Source organism: Flavobacterium cryophilum, from assembly GCF_048286555.1.
Lineage (GTDB): Bacteria > Bacteroidota > Bacteroidia > Flavobacteriales > Flavobacteriaceae > Flavobacterium.
In genome coordinates this window covers 862,488-881,813 of record NZ_JBLVPZ010000001.1, presented here as the reverse complement: position 1 = coordinate 881,813, position 19,326 = coordinate 862,488, and the positions used below count along the sequence as shown (strand labels likewise).

19 protein-coding genes are annotated in these 19,326 nt (G+C 35.3%); 2 read left to right on the top strand and 17 right to left on the bottom strand.

Annotated features, from left to right (window positions below; genetic code table 11):
* Window positions 1-15: 15 nt before the first annotated feature.
* The 4 genes from ACNQGJ_RS03940 to ACNQGJ_RS03925 form a co-directional block, all read right to left on the bottom strand.
* Complete coding sequence (locus ACNQGJ_RS03940) at window positions 16-426, bottom strand: VOC family protein (protein ID WP_417969861.1); 411 nt, start codon at window positions 424-426, stop codon at window positions 16-18.
* 198 nt (window positions 427-624) lie between these two features.
* A complete protein-coding gene (clpX, locus tag ACNQGJ_RS03935) occupies window positions 625-1,857 on the bottom strand; it encodes an ATP-dependent Clp protease ATP-binding subunit ClpX (RefSeq protein ID WP_417969863.1) in 1,233 nt (410 codons plus the stop codon).
* Window positions 1,858-1,943: 86 nt separating this feature from the next.
* Window positions 1,944-2,618, bottom strand: a complete 675-nt coding sequence (gene clpP, locus ACNQGJ_RS03930; RefSeq protein WP_103998899.1) for an ATP-dependent Clp endopeptidase proteolytic subunit ClpP — start codon at window positions 2,616-2,618, stop codon at window positions 1,944-1,946.
* Between the two features lie 398 nt (window positions 2,619-3,016).
* A complete protein-coding gene (locus tag ACNQGJ_RS03925) occupies window positions 3,017-4,342 on the bottom strand; it encodes a trigger factor (RefSeq protein WP_417969865.1) in 1,326 nt (441 codons plus the stop codon).
* Between the two features lie 411 nt (window positions 4,343-4,753).
* Between ACNQGJ_RS03925 and ACNQGJ_RS03920 the strand changes: the two genes are divergently transcribed.
* Both ACNQGJ_RS03920 and ACNQGJ_RS03915 read left to right on the top strand, forming a co-directional pair.
* Window positions 4,754-5,674: a hypothetical protein gene (locus ACNQGJ_RS03920; protein ID WP_417969867.1), complete on the top strand. Its 921-nt coding sequence runs from the start codon at window positions 4,754-4,756 to the stop codon at window positions 5,672-5,674.
* A 119-nt stretch (window positions 5,675-5,793) separates the two neighbouring features.
* Window positions 5,794-6,540 (top strand): hypothetical protein, encoded by a 747-nt coding sequence (locus ACNQGJ_RS03915; protein ID WP_417969869.1) that lies wholly within the window; start codon window positions 5,794-5,796, stop codon window positions 6,538-6,540.
* A gap of 245 nt (window positions 6,541-6,785) precedes the next feature.
* On the opposite strand, the gene ACNQGJ_RS03910 is transcribed toward ACNQGJ_RS03915, so the two are convergent.
* The 13 genes from ACNQGJ_RS03910 to ACNQGJ_RS03850 all read right to left on the bottom strand — a co-directional run bounded on the left by ACNQGJ_RS03910 (window position 6,786) and on the right by ACNQGJ_RS03850 (window position 19,285).
* Window positions 6,786-9,431 (bottom strand): multicopper oxidase domain-containing protein, encoded by a 2,646-nt coding sequence (locus ACNQGJ_RS03910; protein WP_417969871.1) that lies wholly within the window; start codon window positions 9,429-9,431, stop codon window positions 6,786-6,788.
* 38 nt (window positions 9,432-9,469) lie between these two features.
* On the bottom strand, window positions 9,470-12,004 hold the full coding sequence (locus tag ACNQGJ_RS03905; protein ID WP_417969873.1) for a heavy metal translocating P-type ATPase: 2,535 nt from the start codon (window positions 12,002-12,004) through the stop codon (window positions 9,470-9,472).
* Window positions 12,005-12,063: 59 nt separating this feature from the next.
* On the bottom strand, window positions 12,064-12,513 hold the full coding sequence (locus ACNQGJ_RS03900) for a heavy metal-binding domain-containing protein (protein WP_417969875.1): 450 nt from the start codon (window positions 12,511-12,513) through the stop codon (window positions 12,064-12,066).
* A gap of 105 nt (window positions 12,514-12,618) precedes the next feature.
* Complete coding sequence (locus ACNQGJ_RS03895) at window positions 12,619-13,179, bottom strand: helix-turn-helix domain-containing protein (protein WP_417969877.1); 561 nt, start codon at window positions 13,177-13,179, stop codon at window positions 12,619-12,621.
* Window positions 13,180-13,184: 5 nt separating this feature from the next.
* Window positions 13,185-13,895: a DUF3347 domain-containing protein gene (locus ACNQGJ_RS03890; RefSeq protein ID WP_417969879.1), complete on the bottom strand. Its 711-nt coding sequence runs from the start codon at window positions 13,893-13,895 to the stop codon at window positions 13,185-13,187.
* Window positions 13,896-13,988: 93 nt separating this feature from the next.
* Complete coding sequence (locus ACNQGJ_RS03885; protein ID WP_417969881.1) at window positions 13,989-14,798, bottom strand: hypothetical protein; 810 nt, start codon at window positions 14,796-14,798, stop codon at window positions 13,989-13,991.
* Window positions 14,798-15,328 (bottom strand): heavy-metal-associated domain-containing protein, encoded by a 531-nt coding sequence (locus ACNQGJ_RS03880; protein ID WP_417969883.1) that lies wholly within the window; start codon window positions 15,326-15,328, stop codon window positions 14,798-14,800. Before ACNQGJ_RS03880 ends, ACNQGJ_RS03885 begins: the two co-directional genes overlap by 1 nt.
* 6 nt (window positions 15,329-15,334) lie before the next feature.
* Entirely contained in the window at window positions 15,335-15,805 is a 471-nt protein-coding gene (locus ACNQGJ_RS03875; RefSeq protein ID WP_417969885.1) for a TlpA family protein disulfide reductase, read from the bottom strand.
* A gap of 13 nt (window positions 15,806-15,818) precedes the next feature.
* A complete protein-coding gene (locus tag ACNQGJ_RS03870; RefSeq protein WP_417969887.1) occupies window positions 15,819-16,697 on the bottom strand; it encodes a DUF3347 domain-containing protein in 879 nt (292 codons plus the stop codon).
* Window positions 16,698-16,851: 154 nt separating this feature from the next.
* Complete coding sequence (locus tag ACNQGJ_RS03865) at window positions 16,852-17,223, bottom strand: hypothetical protein (protein WP_417969889.1); 372 nt, start codon at window positions 17,221-17,223, stop codon at window positions 16,852-16,854.
* Between the two features lie 85 nt (window positions 17,224-17,308).
* Window positions 17,309-17,653, bottom strand: a complete 345-nt coding sequence (locus tag ACNQGJ_RS03860; protein ID WP_417969891.1) for a phage holin family protein — start codon at window positions 17,651-17,653, stop codon at window positions 17,309-17,311.
* 54 nt (window positions 17,654-17,707) lie between these two features.
* Window positions 17,708-18,466 (bottom strand): alpha/beta fold hydrolase, encoded by a 759-nt coding sequence (locus ACNQGJ_RS03855; protein WP_417969893.1) that lies wholly within the window; start codon window positions 18,464-18,466, stop codon window positions 17,708-17,710.
* Between the two features lie 105 nt (window positions 18,467-18,571).
* The gene (locus tag ACNQGJ_RS03850; protein ID WP_417969895.1) at window positions 18,572-19,285 is read right to left on the bottom strand and encodes a pyridoxine 5'-phosphate synthase; all 714 of its coding nucleotides are present in this window, start codon (window positions 19,283-19,285) and stop codon (window positions 18,572-18,574) included.
* Between the last annotated feature and the right edge of the window lie 41 nt (window positions 19,286-19,326).

Genomic DNA, 19,326 nt, shown 5'->3' with positions numbered 1-19,326 from the left:
TTAACTTAAAACCTCCTACTTTGGCACTTTACTAAAATCCATATACAACATATTCCAGCGATGCCCGTCTAAATCTGTGAAACCACAGCCGTACATCCAACCCTGATTTTCGGCTGGTTTAGCGAAAACAATTCCTCCGGCTTGTTCTACTTTTTTTGCAAATTTGTCTACTTCGTCTCTACTTTCTGCATCAATAGAAATTAAAATTTCAGAGCTTTTGGCAGTATCCGTAACCACATTTTGAACACAGCTCGCGAATTGCGCCGATTCAAAAAGCATTACTACAAAATTTACTTCACCTACTAACAGGCATGTAGAATGAGGCGTACCGTACTGCTCATTAAATAAAAAACCAATTTCAAGAAAAAATTTCTTCGAAACCTCAATGTTTTTAACGGGTAAATTAAGCCAAACTTTTTTTATCATTTTTTTGTATTGGGAATTTAAAATTCTCAGCTTTCTAATTTGCAGTAAAATTTACAACTATAAATTTACAAATTATTTAAATCCGATTTGTTTTCTAATCAAAATTTTGATTTTGATAGCGCTACGAAAAATAATTCATAAAAAAAAAACCTGCTCAAATAAACGAACAGGTTTCCACTATTTTATAAAAAACAATTGTTAAGATGCAATCTCCAAACGTTTCAATAAATTTTTATTCAACGTTTCTTTAGCATAATCTACGTCAATTTCTAATATTTTTTCATCAGAACTTGGCAATTCATACATCGCATCGGTTAAGATAGCTTCGCATAAAGAACGCAATCCACGAGCGCCTAATTTGTATTCTAACGCTTTATCCACAATAAAATCCAGTGCTGCATTGGTAATAGTGAATTCAACATCATCCATTAAAAACAATTTCTCGTATTGTTTGATTAACGCATTTTTAGGTTGTGTCAAAATGGCTCGCAAGGTTTCTCTATCTAAAGGATCCATGTGTGTCAAAACGGGCAAACGACCAATAATCTCCGGAATCAATCCAAAATCTTTGATATCCTTTGGGATAATGTACTGCAACAAATTATCTTTGTCAATATTGTCCACATTTTTTGACGTAGAATAACCCACGGCTTGACGGTTCAATCGTTTCGAAATAATTCTTTCGATTCCATCAAAAGCACCACCGGCAATAAACAGAATATTCTGTGTATTTACCTCCACAAATTTTTGGTCTGGGTGCTTGCGTCCTCCTTTTGGTGGTACATTTACAACCGTTCCTTCTAATAATTTCAATAATGCTTGTTGCACACCTTCACCTGAAACGTCACGTGTAATAGACGGATTGTCACTTTTACGTGCAATTTTATCTATTTCGTCAATGAATACAATTCCGCGTTCGGCTTTGGCTACATCATAATCAGCAGCTTGCAAAAGACGCGTCAAAATACTTTCGACATCTTCTCCCACATAACCTGCTTCAGTAAGTACAGTCGCATCAACAATCGCTAAAGGCACATCCAACATTTTTGCAATGGTTTTTGCCACTAATGTTTTTCCTGTTCCTGTTTGTCCCACCATGATGATGTTACTTTTTTCAATCTCAACCTCATCGTCTAATTGCTGTTGCATCAAACGTTTGTAGTGATTGTAAACCGCAACCGACATTACTTTTTTAGTTTGGTCCTGTCCAATTACGTACTGATCAAGGAAAGCTCTGATTTCTTTTGGTTTCTTCAAAATCAAATCTCCAACTAATTTTGAACTTCCGCTGGACTTTAATTCTTCTAAAACAATTCCGTGTGCTTGTTCAATACATTTATCACAAATATGTGCATTTATACCAGCAATTAATAATTGGGTTTCTGGCTTCTTTCTTCCACAAAACGAACATTCTAATATTACTTTTGCCATATTTATAGTCTAATGTCATAAAGTCAAAAGTCGTAAAGTCTGAGCAATGCTTTTGACTTTCCGACTTTTGACTTTCGACTAATAATTTATCCTCTTACTAAAACTTCATCAATCATTCCGTATGCTTTTGCTTCTTCGGCAATCATCCAATAATCACGTTCACTATCCGTGTGAACCTTATCGAAAGTTTGTCCGGAGTGCTGCGAGATAATTTTGTACAACTCATCTTTTAGTTTCAACATTTCGCGTAAGTTGATTTCCATATCCGTTGCAACTCCTTGCGCTCCACCTGATGGTTGGTGAATCATTACTCTTGAATGTGGTAATGCCGAACGTTTTCCTGCTGCACCTGCACATAGAAGCACTGCTCCCATGGAAGCTGCCATTCCGGTACAAATAGTTGCTACATCTGGTTTGATGTATTGCATTGTGTCATAAATCCCTAATCCTGCGTAAACGCTTCCTCCAGGAGAATTCAAATAAATCTGAATATCTTTAGAAGCATCGGCGCTCTCAAGGAACAATAACTGTGCTTGAACGATGTTTGCAATTTGGTCATCAATTCCTGTTCCAAGGAATATAATTCTGTCCATCATCAGCCTGGAGAAAACGTCTAATTGTGAAATATTCAACTGACGTTCTTCGATGATATATGGAGTCATGTTTTTAGGAGTCATTGCGCCTACGATTTTATCGTAATACATCGAGTTTACGCCGTGGTCCTTTGTAGCAAATTTTTTAAATTCTTTACCGTAGTTCATATTTTTTTGTTCTAAGTTTTCGTAATATCTTGTGATTCGATTTAATGCAAAGGTCATACCTATTTCCAAATGATGTCATTATGTCTTATTTTAAGCCCAGATGGGAGTAAAAAGCTTTTTGAATTCCGATTTTTAGTTTTTTTATTCTTGCAAAGCGCCTGAAAGAAGCTCTTGCAGGAATTTAAAAAACTGCAACGGAAGAAAAAACTTGTAACGTACAGCTGGATTGGCTCCCGCAACTAATTGAAACAAAAGAGCGTCAAAAAAATATTTTTTCTGACGCTCAAATATAACTATTTTTTATTGTTTAGTATTTGTAATAAAATCATAAAATTTTAATAATCACTTACGCTCTTGGAGCTTTTGACTTTCGACTTTATGACAGTACAAACTCCTATTTATTCTCCGTAAGACGCAGCAATAAATTCTTCGTACGTTACTTCTTTAGTGGTAGGATTTGCTTTTTCTTTGAATAAGTCCAATAGCTTCTCAGCAACAACTTGGTCTGAAAGTCTTTTTACTTCGTCTTGGTTTGACAAAACTCTAGCTACAATTCCTTGAACTTCTTCGTCAGTAGGATTTGTTTGCCCGAATTGCGCCATTTGTTGACGGATGTTTTTTGTAGTGAATGTTTTCAAGTCTTCAAAAGTGATTTTGATGTCCGATTGAGCCATTGCTCTACCTTCGATCAATTGAAAACGCAATCCTTTTTCAGAACGTACATATTCCACTTCAGCTTCCTCAGGAGACAATTTTTTCTCTCCTACAGTTTGCAACCATTTTTTCAAGAATTCAGCTGGTAAATCGAATTTGGCACTTTCGATTAAAAACTCAGTTACATCCCCTAATAATTTTTGGTCTGCTTGTTGTGCAAATTGAGTCTCAGCATCTTCTTTAATTTTTGCTTTTAATTCTTCAAGTGAAGAAACAGTTCCGGCTCCAAAAAGTTTATCAAACAATTCTTGGTTCAATTCAGCTAATTCAGCAGTGTTTATCGCTTCGATTGTGAAAGCTACGTCAACCGCCAATTCGTGAACTTCATCATGACTTACTTTCAACACGTCCATCAATTGATGTACGTCTTCAAATAAATCTTTTGTATTTACAGTCACAACATCTCCTACTTTTTTACCGATGAATAAATCAAAAGTCGCTTTGTCTTTGAAAAGATCAGCAGCAATAGTGGTCGCGTTATTAATTCCTTTTTCTTCATTAGTGAATGTTCCCGTTACATCTGAATCTGCAGCAACAACCTCTTGAGGAATTGCAGTCCCAAATTGTTTTTGAATACGTTCTACCTGACCGTCAATCATTTTATCATCCGCTGAAACTACATATTTTACAATGTCATTTTTAGCTTCTAAATCCAATTCGAAGTCAGGTACCAAACCAATTTCATATTCGAAAACCAGTTCTTCAGCATCCCAAGTAAAATGCTCGTCTACTTTAGGAAGTGGTGTTCCAAGAAGGTTTAATCTTTCTGATTGTACGAAACGCTCTAATGCTAAATCAACCACTTTTTGAATTTCTTCTTGTTTGATCGCTTTACCATACTGTTTTTCAACAAGATCTTTAGGCACCGCACCTTTTCTAAATCCCTTAACCGTTGCCAAAGGCATTTTTTCGTTTATTCTTTTTGCTACTTGTCCTTTGTAATCCATGTGAACAACAGTCATTACAATTGTTTCATTCACAGCGTCTATTGCTACTCTTTTGATATCCATCTTCTTCTTTAATTTACATAATAAAATTGGACTGCAAAATTATAAAATTTTTGCAACCCAAACAAGTATTTTACCATTTTGAATTTTAGGCGGTTATTTGAAAAAATCACAGGCCAGAAAAGAAAAATAATTTGGGCGTGTCCCTCCGTAAAACTACGGGTCAGGCTGTACGTTGCAATCTTTTATTGCGCTTCGCTTCATAAAAGGATTTTCACTGCCATCCTTCACGCGAATAGAGGTATTCAATAATATAAAGTCTCATAATAATTTATAAGATAATTATTATATATTTGAAAATAGATAAACACTGACGCTTGTCAGACAAAGCAGCCTAATTTAAGGTGGATAAGTCGGATGCTATGAGACCTATGTACAAGTTAGCAGACATAGAAAAAACTCAACAATTATATTATGCAAAAAATTGATTTCATTAAAAATTTAGAAGATTTAACATCTAAGCTTAAGTCAGTCGAAATTGTTCAACACTACAAATCGGGATTTGCAAGTCCAAATGTAGACTATAATTATAACAACATTGTACCAATATTATTTCAATCAAAAAGTAGTTATGATAATATTAGATACGATTTTCGTTATAAGCTAATATTGGAAACATTAGAAGCCGAGAAGGTATACGCGGAATCTAATCTTTCAAGTCTAACAGTAATTCTAAAGAATACAACTGCTAATAATATTATTCCTTATTCAAATGCAATTTCATTATTTAATTTTCACAACACATTAATTCAAACTTTACAACTTTCTAAAAATCTTTTGGACACAACAAATTTAAGTGAGGACTTAAATAAAGATATGGATAATGGAATTATAATTTTTCAAATTGTTATTGAAGGCGAAGGTTTGGAAACCGAAAAGTATATTAAGATTTTAAGTGCATTAAATGAACTTATTGAAATAATAAATAAAATATCAGATGAGGAAGAGAAATCTGAAATTGTTTTATTGGATAGCGGGAGTGATACAAATATTGGTGTTAAGACAGGAATTGAAACTGCTAAATCTTTATTTCTCATTTTTAAAGAAGTATGGGATTTTATAGCAAATTATAAGTTCTATAAACAAGCACAGAAATCAAACACACTTTTGGAAAGTTTATCGATAAGAGCCGAAATTATGAAAAAAGTAGAAGACGGTGTTATTACTAAAGAAGAAGCTACAGAATATATACATATGATTAAAACGAGAACAGATGATTTAATAGGAATGAAAGTAATGCCAAAACAAATAGTATTACAATCTAATTTAGTTAATAATCAGAAGCTTTTATCTGAATTTGAAGGCATAAAAATGTTATCAGCGGGTGAGAATTAGCTACGTCTGGTAACACCCAGCTCCGCAAAGTGTTAATTCAAAGAATAAATTTGTCATTTAAGCTGCGCAAATGTCCTGGTATTATTTAATAAAATAAACGAAACATTCATTTAAGATTTATGAGGAAATACAAAAACAGAAAATTCATTGCCATCACATTAATTATTGGGATAATCTTAATAATTATTTCACCATTCATATTTACTAGGGTCTTCGGAATAATCGATTTTTCAGATACGGGAGAAATCGGCGACACAATCGGTGGAATTACCGCTCCAATATCTAGCATAATAGGATCGATTCTAGTGTACTATGCATTAAAAGCTCAAATTGAGGCAAATGAAATTGTACAATCTCAACTACAAGAACAAAGAATACGAGAACAACAACAAAAAATTGTTTATCATCTAACAAAACTACTAGAGATCATTCAAATTGAAATAAAAGAATTTACTTATCGCGACACAACAAAACGTACGAGGAATGGTATAAGAGAAGAAATTATTAATATATATCACGGAAGCGATGCCGTCGCAAATTTTATAAGACTGTATATAATCGTAAAATATGATAAATTAGAAGATGCAGTGGTAGAAATTTATCATATTCGAAAACTTAAATATTTATTGATAATGACACAACAGCTTATCCATAAAATTGAACATGAACAAATTCCTTCTGAAGACAAAGTAAATTTAAAAACTATACTATCATATACTTATCTGACCAACATTGGGCATCATTTTAATTATATAGAAAGTAATGAGGATCATGAAACACGTCAAATCCTTAAAAACCCTCAAATGGACGAATTTTTTCAAATAAACAGTCAAATAACAGATAAGTTAATGAAGATTGTTATATAATTATCAATTCGTAAAGTACATTCAAAAATCTTTTATGCTGCGCAAACGTCTCTGACTTTGCGCCCACAATAATAAGCAAATAATACAATAAACGTAAAGTGTTAACGGCCTATAGACATGGGTACAAAGTCGGGAGACTTCGCACAGCGCAGATTTTACACAGCGATGCTCTCGATATTTTACAACAATTTTAAATCGCAAATTGCGATTCGACTAGAATTAAATCGCTTAGGCTTTCAATACATCTAATAATTCACATTCAAACCAAAACCAACTCCCATATCACTGTCGTAATGCGTTGTAATTCCAAAATTCCTTTTGAAGATATACCGTAAACCTGCCATATATTCTCTGTCCGTATTCCACATTAAATTCATGCGTAATCTTTTGGAAACTGGAATATCCATGCGCTCAAATTGCAACCTGAAATTTCCGTCGGTATACACTTCAGCTTGTGCTTTGATGAGCATTGGCAACGTATATTCGACTCCGGCACTGAAAACAGCGCGATTGTCTTTGGTATTAGTTTGACCAAAAAGATTCTCTTCCATTTCTCCCATTTCCATTTTTCTGTACCGCCAATCAAAACCAATAAACGGCATCAGCCATTGCATTTTACCAATGTATCGTCCAATGTGTGTTTCGGTTTCATAACCGTGATGATCGGTATAACCCAAACGCCATTCGGTACCAATACTCCAACGTGTATTTTGAATCATCAGCATTCCATCGTTCCCATTGGTGGCAAAATCATTTTCGGCCATCACATGAAAGGCTCTGTCATCAGCGAATAATTTGCGTTGCGCTAATTTTGGATTTGGAATCAAAGGATTAGGCTCTTGATTTTCATAACTAAAAACACGACCCATTCCCGCCATCATGTGATAGAGAATGTGACAATGAAAAAACCAATCGCCTTTAACATTTGCATTAAACTCAATCGTATCGGTTTCCATGGGCATAATGTCAATGATGTTTTTCATGGGAGCAAACTCTTCCTGACCATTCAGGACTCTAAAATCATGTCCGTGTAAATGCATCGGGTGGCGCATCATGGAACCATTGAAAAGTACAACTCGAACATTCTCTCCTTTTTTAATTAGTATTTTATCGGCTTCAGAAATCACTTTATTGTCCAAACTCCACACGTAGCGATTCATGTTTCCAGACAATTCAAACCGCAATTCTTTTACTGGTGCGTCTTTTGGCAAGGTTGTTTTAGTGGGTGATTTCAGCATGGCATAATTCAAGGTAGTAATATCAGATAATGCATTACTATTATAATCCTCCTCCGTCATTTTCATATTATCCATCTTTGGAGAAGTTTCCTCCATTTTCATTTTTCCCATATCATGAGAGGAATGATCCATTTCAACTTCTTTTTGCGTTCCATCTTTAGAATCTATCGGCCCGGTGATTTCAGGATACATAACTACATTCATATCCATTTGGTTCAGCGACATTTTCATACCCATATCATCTAAATCGCCATTCATTTTCATCATGCCGTTCATCATTTTCATCCCTTCAAAATATTTTAATTTTGGCAAAGGCGACATCAGTTGTTTCACACCATCCCCTAAATATAACGAAGCAGATTTTGTGCGATCTTCAGAAGTGACTAAAAATTCAAAAGCCGTCTTTTCAGCAGGTATAGTCACGACAACATCATAAGTTTCAGATACAGCAACAATCAAACGATCCACTTCAACTGGCTCCACATCATTTCCATCACTGGCCACCACGGTAATTTTTCCACCGGCATATGTCAGCCAAAAATAGGTCGAGGCGCCGCCATTGGCAATCCGCAATCTCACTTTATCGCCCGCTTTGAACTGCGAAAGTTGAGTTTCATTTTTACCGTTAATCAAAAACTTATTGTAATAAACATCGCTTACATCCATCGCATTCATTCGTTTCCATTCGTTGGCAACTTTGGTCTTAAAATGTCCCGCTCTAATGGCTTCTGCATAACTTTGTGTAGTTCCTTTTTGAATCGCAAACCAATCGGTTGCGTTGTGAAGCATGCGATGGACATTTTTTGGATTCAAATCCGTCCATTCACTCAAAATGATTGGTACCGTTGGCAAATCATCAATTCCTGTTTTAAAAGTGGGGTCTTCATTTCTTTTATTCATGACAAAAGAACCATACATCCCAATTTGCTCCTGCAAACCCGTGTGACTGTGATACCAATGCGTTCCGTGTTGAATTATCGGAAATGTATATTTGTGAACCGTGTGTGGTTCAATTGGCATTTGGGTCAAATTAGGCACACCATCTTCTTTATTAGGCAAAAACAATCCGTGCCAGTGCAACGAAGTCTCTTCATCCAACTCATTATGCACATATATTTCGGCAATATCGCCTTCGGTAAAAGTAAGTGTCGGCATCGGAATTTGTCCGTTTACGGCAATCGCTCTTTTAGGCGTATCGCCAAAAGTGACAATTGTGTCGCGAACATATAAATCATACCGAACCGTTTTGGGAGGTGCGTTTTTCGCTGTTCTTTTAACGGGTTCTTCTTTGAGTTTAGTGTTATCTGCGGGAACATCCGTATGATTTTGATGCATACCCTCACTTGCTGCGTTAGATTGATTGGAGCTGGTTCGCAACGGCATTTGCTTTTTAACAATTGCTTTTGGCAACTGTTTTTTGGCAACTGCTTTTTTTACTGGTTTAACTTTTTCCTTGATTAAATCCATCCCGCATTTGGGACATTTTCCGGGTTTATTCGCATGAATTTCCGGGTGCATTTCACAAGTATACGTTACAGGTTGAGCCTGAATAATGGATGCTTTTCTGGAAATCGTATTTCCATTTTTATTTTCTGCTTTTGCAAAAGGAGGAATAAGCATCAGGAATAAAATTAATAGGATCGTACTTTTCATATTTTTTAATTTATAAAGAAACTCTTAAATATTTTTGTTTAAAGTTTTAAACCACGCAATCGCAACGCATTAACAATTACGGAAACCGAACTGAAACTCATGGCCAAAGCAGCAATCATTGGCGAAAGCAACACTCCAAAAAACGGATACAAAACACCCGCGGCAATTGGAATTCCTAACACATTATAGAAAAACGCAAAGAATAAGTTTTGTTTGATATTTCGCATCACCGCGTGACTTAAGTTTTTGGCTTTTACTATTCCTTGTAAATCACCTTTCACCAACGTTATTTTCGCACTTTCTATTGCCACATCAGTTCCTGTTCCCATGGCAATGCCGACATCAGCTTGAGCCAAAGCTGGAGCATCGTTGATTCCGTCGCCTGCCATAGCTACAATTTTTCCTTCGGATTGTAATCGTTTTATTTCTTTCAGCTTGTCTTCTGGCAAACAACCCGCTTTAAATGAAGTTAAATTCAGTTCTGTTGCCACAGCCTGGGCCGTGTTTACGTTATCGCCTGTTAGCATGATTACTTCAACTCCCTGACGCATCAGTTCTTTTATGGCATCTTTGCTTGTCGCTTTTATGGCATCCGCTATTGATACAAATCCCACTGCAATTCCATCAACGGCGATATAAGAGACGGTTTTTCCCATTTTCTGTTCGGCTGTGATCTTCATTTCTAATTCATCCGATACCGTGGCGTTCACTTGCTCCATCAGTTTTTTATTTCCCAGCGCCACTTTTTTATTAGTCACTGTCCCAATCACGCCTTTGCCTGAAATTGCTTCAAAATCCTTTACTTCAATTAAAGTGACTTCTTTCGCTTTCGCAAAATTGACCACGGCTTGCGCCAAAGGATGTTCACTATACTGATTCAAAGATGCGATCTTTTGCAATAGTTCATTTTCGTCATTATTCAAGGAAAATACTTTTTCAACAGAAGGTTTTCCTTCGGTAATTGTTCCTGTTTTATCGGTAATAAGAACATTAACTTTATTCATGTTTTCCAATGCTTCGGCATTTTTTATTAAAACTCCTGATTGCGCCCCTTTCCCTACTCCAACCATCACTGACATTGGCGTAGCCAATCCCAAAGCACAAGGACAAGCAATTATCAGTACCGCAATAGCGTTAATAAATCCAAAAACCATTGCGGGTTCAGGACCAAATTGTGACCAAACAAAAAAGGTTATTATGGAAACCCCAACTACAATTGGCACAAAATATTTAGCAATACTATCCGCAAGTTTTTGAATGGGTGCTCTGGAACGGCTCGCATCATTTACCATCTTTACGATTTGCGACAGCAAAGTTTCTGTCCCTACTTTTTCGGCAATCATCACAAAGGATTTGTTGCCGTTTATGGTTCCTGCTATAACAGGATCATCTGTTTTTTTATCAACCGGAATAGGCTCTCCGGAAATCATCGATTCATCAATGGTACTTTCTCCATCGGTTATTTTTCCATCCACGGGAATTTTGTCGCCCGGTTTAACACGCAGTAAATCCCCTTTTTTGATGTCGTGAATTGAGATTACTTTATCCGCGCCATCAATAATTAAAGTGGCTTCGGTTGGTGCTAATTTCAACAATTCCTTTATGGCTCCACTCGTTTGGCTGTGCGCTCTGGCCTCGAGTAATTGACCTAATAAAACCAATGTTAGTATGACCGTTGTTGCTTCAAAATAAAGATGAACCGCTCCGTTAGGTGTTTTGAATTCGTCGGGGAACATAGCCGGGAAAAATAATCCAAATAAACTAAATAAGAAAGCGACTCCAGAACCAATCCCAATCAACGTAAACATATTGAGATTCCAAGTAACAATGGATTTCCATGCACGCTCAAAAAACATCCAACACGCATAAAAAACGACTGGAAGCGACAAAATTAGTTGTACCCAATTCCACTTTTCTAAATCCATAATTTTCATTATTGGATTATTCGGAATCATATCTGACATCGCAATAATGAAAATGGGAACAGTACAAACTACCGCTATTTTCATTTTGCGCACCAAATCATTATACACCTTATTTTCTTCAGAATCGGTGGGTTCCATTGGCACTAAATCCATTCCGCAGATGGGACAAGAACCCGGACCTTCTTTGACAACTTCGGGATGCATGGGACAAGTATACATTGTTTTACTACTTGCCAATTCCGCTTCTTTAACTAAATCCATTCCACAAACCGGACAATCTCCCGGTTTATCATAGACTTTTTCGCCCTCGCAATGCATCGGACAATAGTATTTTCCGTGCGCATTAGAGGATACTATTTCAAGTGGTTTCTCATGACTTTTATTCGAACTGCAACAAGATTTCTCGATTGGCTTTGCAGCCGTTCCGTGAGAATCAACTCCATTGTTCATTGCAATGGTATACTTTCCAGCGGCAGTTAAAGCCTCTTGTAATTGAGCAGTGGGAATGTGTTTATCCATTATTATTGTTGCTATTGGCGGATTCAAAGTAAGTGTCGCTTGAATCCCATCAATAGCATTCAGTGTTTTTTCGACTTTGGAACGACAACCGTCGCAAGACATTCCAGTGATTGTATACGTATGTTTCATAATGTTGAATTAAAAAAAATCGGTTCTACAAAAAGTATAGAACCGATTTAAAAAAAACTTTAGTGTTGATGATTTTCTTCTTTTTTGTCACTTTCTTTTGGAGTCATTTGCATACCGCATTTGAAACATTTTCCTGATTTATCACTCATTTCATTTGGGTGCATCGGGCAAGAATAAGTGAGCTTTTGAATTTCTTGAGAAGTCATCTTCATTCCACATTTAGAGCAGTTCCCTGGTTTGTCAGCAGTTGTACCATCCATTTTGCAAACGTATTTTGTAACAACTTCTGTTTTTTTCCCTTTACCTGAGGTGTCGTGTTTTAGTGTTTTTACTAATGTCATTCCACATTTACTGCAATCTCCTTCTTTGCTACTTATCTCTTTTGGGTGCATGGGACATGTATACATTTCTTTTTGGGTTTCTTTTTGCGAAGATTTAACAGCTTCTTGCGCTGATGCCACTGAATTTACTGCTAAGAATACACTCAGTACAATAATTAATGTTTTCATTTTTTCTATTATTAAAATATTAAACTAAAGATCTATTTCTACAGCTCAAAGGTACTCGACCTAATATTTTGACTGTTGTAGAATTTTGGAAATGATTTGTAAATTTTACAACTCATCAATTTGCAATCTGTTATTTTCTTTTAATTGTTTAAAATGACTTGGCGTTACGCCCGTGATTTTTTTAAATTGATTGCTCAAATGTGCTACATCACTGTAATTTAATTTAATTGCAATTTCACTTAAAGTTAATTCTTTATACATTAATAACTCCTTTACTTTTTCAATTTTTTGAGCAATAAAATAATGTTCAATAGTTGTGCCTTGAACTTCTGAAAACAAACTACTCAAAGCACTGTAATCTTGCACTAATTGTTCTGATAAATAATGTGATAAAGTAGTTTTTAATTTATTATTTTGATGGTGTACCAAATCAATAATAAGACATTTTATTTTCTCTGTAAGTATCGTTGTTTTATCCTCTAACAATTCGAATCCTAGCGATTGTAATTTTATTTGTAACTCTTGCTTTTGATTCTCTTTGAAATTTTCTAAAAGTTCCACTTCTCCTAATTCCACTGAAACAGGAAATATTCCCATTTTTTCAAGCTCTGATTTCACAACCATTTTACAGCGATCGCACACCATATTTTTAATAGCGAGTTTCATCGCGATTAAATTGCCACAACGATTCTGCCACAGCTCAGCATCTCAGAACCATAGTAGGGATTTTTAACCTCTTTAGTTTCGCTTATCCAATACCCATCTTTTCCTTCATTGTACATTGGACAATAATCCTGATACAGTTTTTGATTTGTTCCAAAAGTTTTTATCAAATCATGTACTTCTTTACTCACCAAGGCAAAATATTCTCTTTGACGAGCTATTTTCCCGGCGTTTTTACCAATATATTTCACTTGTTTCTTTGCATTTACAGCGATGTCATTGTATTTGTTTTTCAGCTTCTCATTTAAAATAGTATTAGAATTTACTTTTTCAAACGTGGTGTACAACGCGTTTCCAGCATTGGCAGCGCCATCAGAATCATCATTAACCAATGCATTTTTAAGCATTAAATAACTGCTTACTATTTCATTAATAGAAAACGAATTTGCAGCAGCTGTATTTTCCGTTTTAACAGCAGTCGTATTAGGAACATTTTTTTTCAATATTTTTTTTTGCTTCACTTTCTCGGTGAGTTCCATACCACATTCGGGACATTCTGCACCTTTTTCGCCAATACTCTCGGGATGCATCGGACACGAATACAATTCCGAAGTTGTTTTGGTTGCAACTGGTGAATCGCTTGTTGTTTCTTTATTCTTTTGGTTACATGAAACTGACACAAGGGCTAATGTCATTATTGATAAAAATATATTTTTCATTTAATAAAGTATTAATTGTTAATTATTGTAGTGAATTGCTCTGCTGGTTGACTATTATTTCTGAAATTTAAAGGAAAATGATCATCACCTGTATCATTTTGAAACATTGAAAAAATTATATTCTAAATTTAAATAAAATCCATTTGGCGCAGAACGCAACATAGAACTGTATAATTCGTGTCTATAAGCAACATCAATTCGTGCTTGGCTGTTGATAATAAATTGAATAGAGGGCACAATGTCTAAATACGATTTTCCGTTTTCGTTTAAGGTTTGTCCAACAAACTCCAGCATCGTGTTAATATTTGTTTGCTTAAAACTAGTATATTTTTTTGGATACACCAATTTCCCAAACGACAATGTATAATTAGTGGCGTTATCGCTTTGTGCAATAGGAAATCTATAATCCGGCTTATTATCAAAGGCTTTTTCAAAACTAACAGAAGCGCTTATGGCTATCTTTTTTATAAGTTGAGTAGCTACAATTCCCGTTTCAAAACCGGTATTGTGTCCCATAATTTCTATTTGTTCCTGATGGATATCTGCATTGTTAAAGCTATATCTTCCAAATGCTGCCATTCGGAAATGACTCTGCAAGTCATCCGTGGAAAAGAAACGATATTTAGTGTAAAAACTAGCGCCTTCTGCCACCAATTTATTGCTTCTACTGCTCACAAACATTGATGTTCTAACCATCAAATTTTTATTGACACCCCAAGTAACTTCGGGCATGAAGTGATAACTATATCCTGATTCCATTTGTTCCTTAAAAATGGATTGCCCCAAACGAATTCCTAGTGAACCCGCAGGAACATTGCTTGCCGGATCCGTAACTACAAAAAGCTCCTGAGCCGATATCCCCTGAACAATAAAAAACGTGAATACGATTAAAAATTTTCTCATTAAATTACAGTTTTGATATGGTAATCATCTTCGTTATCTAATGAATATGAGGCTGTTTTTGAAAACGTTTTGAGCAATTTTTTGTACTCTTTTTGAGTTACATATCCTTTGTCAAAAATCTTTAATTTAGTCTCTCCGGTACTGTTTTTAAGTTCTTCATTCAATAAAATAAAAGTTGATCCGTTGAATGAAATAGTTTTATTGCCTTCTGGTTTTAGGCTTTCTGTAGGCACAGTAATTACTAATGAACCGATAAAAAAGCCTGCTTTTTCAACGCCTTCTTTCAATACTCGTGGCGTTATTTTACTCTCTTTTTTTAAATAAACCGTGAAAGTATTCGTATTCAAATCAGTACTCACGCTATCCACACCTACTGTTGCTTTCAGTTGTTTGTTAATAGCATTGGAACACATAGAACACGTTAAACCGGTTGCCATTATTTCCGCTTTTGAGATTTGAGAATAAGAGTTTGCGCTTGATATTAAAACCAAACAAGCGATACCAATGAATTTTAAAATTATTTTTTTCATTTTCCTTTATTTTTTTATTTGCATTATTATTTGTTCCTCCGTAGGATTGATGGCAACTAACTTCCCTGATACATCAAATAAATACGAATTGGGTAGCGCTTCTACTCCAAAAAGAAGGGCTGATTTTGCATCAAAACCTCTATAATCGATTAATTGCTCATATACCAATTTATCTTTCTCTATGGCATTCATCCATTTCGTTTTATCGGTATCCAACGATATTCCTACGATTTCGAAGTTTTCATTTTTATACTGATTGTATAAAGGAGCTAACTTTTTATTAGCCAGCCTACAAGGTGCGCACCATGAAGCCCAAAAGTCAATTAAGACCGTTTTCCCTTTTAAAGTCTCCAAATTTATTGCTGTCTCTTTATTATTTTTAAGTTCAAAATCAGGCAAATTATCTCCAATTTTTATTTGGGCAGTTGCAGTTGAAATACTGATTACTAAACTGAGTAACAGGATTATCTTTTTCATTTTATATTCTTATTTATTGAATGGTTTCGACCGTTTTTCCACAAGACATCATTTGAGAACCGTAATATGGATTTTTAACCGCGTTTTCTTTGCTCAGCCAGTTTGCTCCTTTACCGTCATTTGCCATTGGACAAAACTGAAGGTAAACCGGAGTGTCGTATTTAGCTACTTTTATCACTTCATACATCGATTTTGAAAAAGGAATGAAAAATTCTCTTTGACGTTTGATATCTTGAGTTTCTGAAATATTCTTGGCACTAGCCATTAAACCTTTCATTTCTTTCATCCAAATCATGTGAACATCCATTGCAAGCTCGTCCATTTTTACTGCATTTAATGCTGTTGAAACGTCTTTCGCTAAAGTAGCAGAAGCTTTGCCATCAGTTTTTACCAAAGCATCTTTCAAAAGAAAATAACTATCAAAAACAACTTTTAATTTAGTATCAACCTGCTGTTGTTTTGCAGCTGCAGTATCAGAATGATTGGCGTGGTTTGCATGATTTTCTGTAGTAGTGGTTTCCATTTTCATTTCTGTTGAAACAGCTACTTTAGCTTCTCTTTCATATTGACAACATCCGTGTAATTTGTCGTAAACAGCAGCCGGAGCAAGAAATTTATCACTGTCGTAACCCGCTAAAGCAACACGTTTCAATATTTCGTCTTGGCTTGTTTTAGTGGAATCATACGTAAGGGTTGCCATTTTGGTGTCTTTATTCCACTCGACTTTCGCCATTTTTTTTAGGTTTCCGGCGGTTTCTATAGTTGTTTTACACATATCACAGTTTCCGTATATTTTTACCGTTTCTGTTGTAGCGTTTTTAATTTGGGCACTTGCTGTTGTAACTGAAAGCAACACAACTATTGCCATCAATATTCTTTTTATTGAGTTCATTGTATGAATAATTTTGAGGTGAATGCGTCGCAAACTATAGTGAAAATAATAGCCTGTTTTGCTATATTCCATATTGTAAACGACAAAAAATTAATGATTTGAAAAGCATAATTTGCTTTCAGGAAGACAGTTTTTTGGCTGTCAAAAAAGGAATTTAGCTTATTTTAGGGGGAAGCCAAATAGAACGAAAATCAGAGGAAATGAAGATTTCTGAGTAATAATAATTTTGTTTTTCAGTAGAAAAACTAAAGAGGTGCTTTTTCACTTCGGTGTAAAACAACGAAGAAATCCCCAGATAAAAGGATGAACTACTGCAAGTACTATTTTTACAAGCGCCAGTGCAGCCTTCATGAGAATCCTCTTTTGAGGAAGGTTCCTTTTTACAGCACTCTTTTTTATCTTTTTTTGACGCAGATTCTTTTTTGCAACATGCCTTCTCCGTTTTTATCCCAGATGCAAAAGCCACACTTGGTGTCGTAAAGAAACCAAGCATAACTAATAACACTATGTAAAACTTTTTAGACATCGTTTAAATTATAGAATGACAAAGGTATCAAATTAACAAATACTGTAAATTAATTCATTCACAAATACGTGTTAAAAAGAATTCGTTACTTTCCTTCGCCTAATATTCCATTCATTATGGACTGTAATACTGACAATATGATACTGAAAAATAAGGCAGTCCAAAACGTATCGACGCTAAATCCTCCCACAATTTTTGAACACAACAAAATCATAAGTGCATTAATAACCAATAAAAACAGACCTAAAGTAATAATGGTAACCGGTAATGTAAGTATTACTAAAATTGGTTTGATAAAGATATTAAGTAACCCCAGCACTATTGCTACAATTAATGCTGTAGTAAATCCAGTCACATGAACACCCGGCATAAAATTCGCAATAAGCAATACTAAGCCTGAAGTGATAAGAATTTTGATCAATAAATTCATGAATTTTTGTTTTAAAATTTTAATAAATGTAGTGAAAATTTAAAATTATCAAGTTCATTTCAAAAAAGAAGTCACCTTTTGATAAAACGCGGTCGGGTTTTCGGCATGCAGCCAATGCCCTACATTCGGAATTGTTTCAATGCTTGAATCAGGAAACTGTTGTTTAATATTTTCGAAATCGCTTTCTAAAATATATTTGGAATTTCCACCACGGATGAACAATGTTGGTACTTTAGAAATTAAATACTCGGGTAATGCAATTCCTATTTCATCCATTTTATTATTGAAGACTGCCAAATTAAATCGGAAGGCGAGTTGTCCCGGCTCTTGCCAAAATAAATTTTTCATTAAGAATTGTCTGGTTCCAAAATCAGGAACATAACTAGTCATGATTGCTTCGACTTCGTTGCGGCTTGGTTTTTTTGAAAAATCAACGGCATTCAATCCCGCCAGAATATCCTGATGGTGTTCCGGATAAAATTTTGGCCCAATATCAGCTACAACCAATTTACGCACTAATTCTGGATGAGTTGCGGCCAAAAGCATGGCTACTTTTCCGCCCATCGAATGACCAATGATGTTAATGTGTTCTAAAGTATGAGCTTGGCAATAGTCATAAACATCCTGAGCCATGATCTCATAACTGAACTCTTCGGAATGCAAGCTTCGACCGTGGTTGCGCAAATCGAGCAAATGAACTTGAAAATCAGCCGCAAATTGCGTTCCGAGTGTTTTCCAATTATCAGACATTCCTAAGAATCCGTGGAGGATTAAAAGCGGTTGCCCTGAGCCTTCTATTTTTGAAAAAAGCATATGATTTTAGATTTTAACGTTATAATTTAAATTACAAACCACTAAGAAATTAAAGTTATCAAGCTTTTGACTTAATCCATCTTAATTTCTTAATGGTTTAAAAAACTATTTTAATTTTTGCAAATACATATTTACCACATTATCCAAGCCTAAATAAATAGCTTCGGAAATTAAAGCATGACCGATAGAAACTTCGAGTAGTCCCGGAATATTTTGCTTAAAAAACTGAATGTTGTCCAAGCTTAAATCGTGACCTGCATTGATTCCCAATCCAAGTTCATTGGCTAAAATTGATGATTCCACATACGGTTTTATTGCATCTGGATTTCCTAAACTGTATTGATGCGCAAATGCCTCGGTGTACAACTCGATTCTTTCGGCTCCAATTATTTTTGCGCCTTCAATCATTTCGAGAACAGGATCTACAAAAATGGAAGCTCTTATTCCGTTGCGTTGAAATTCCTGAACAATTTCGGTTAAATACGAAGCATGCTTTATAGTATCCCAACCTGCATTAGAAGTTATGGCATCAATTGCATCTGGCACCAAAGTTACTTGAGTAGGTTTTATTTCGAGAACAAGATCAATGAATGTTTGCTCTGGATTTCCTTCAATATTATATTCGGTGTAAACAACAGACTTTAAATCTCGGGCATCTTGATAACGTATGTGACGTTCATCCGGACGGGGATGAATGGTGATTCCCGCGGCACCAAACTTTTGAATATCGGTGGCTACTCTTAATAAATCAGGAACATTTCCTCCGCGAGCATTTCGCAAAGTAGCTATTTTATTGATGTTTACACTTAACTTTGTCATTAGAACACTTTTTGATTTTGATAGTAGTATTTATTTGGAGC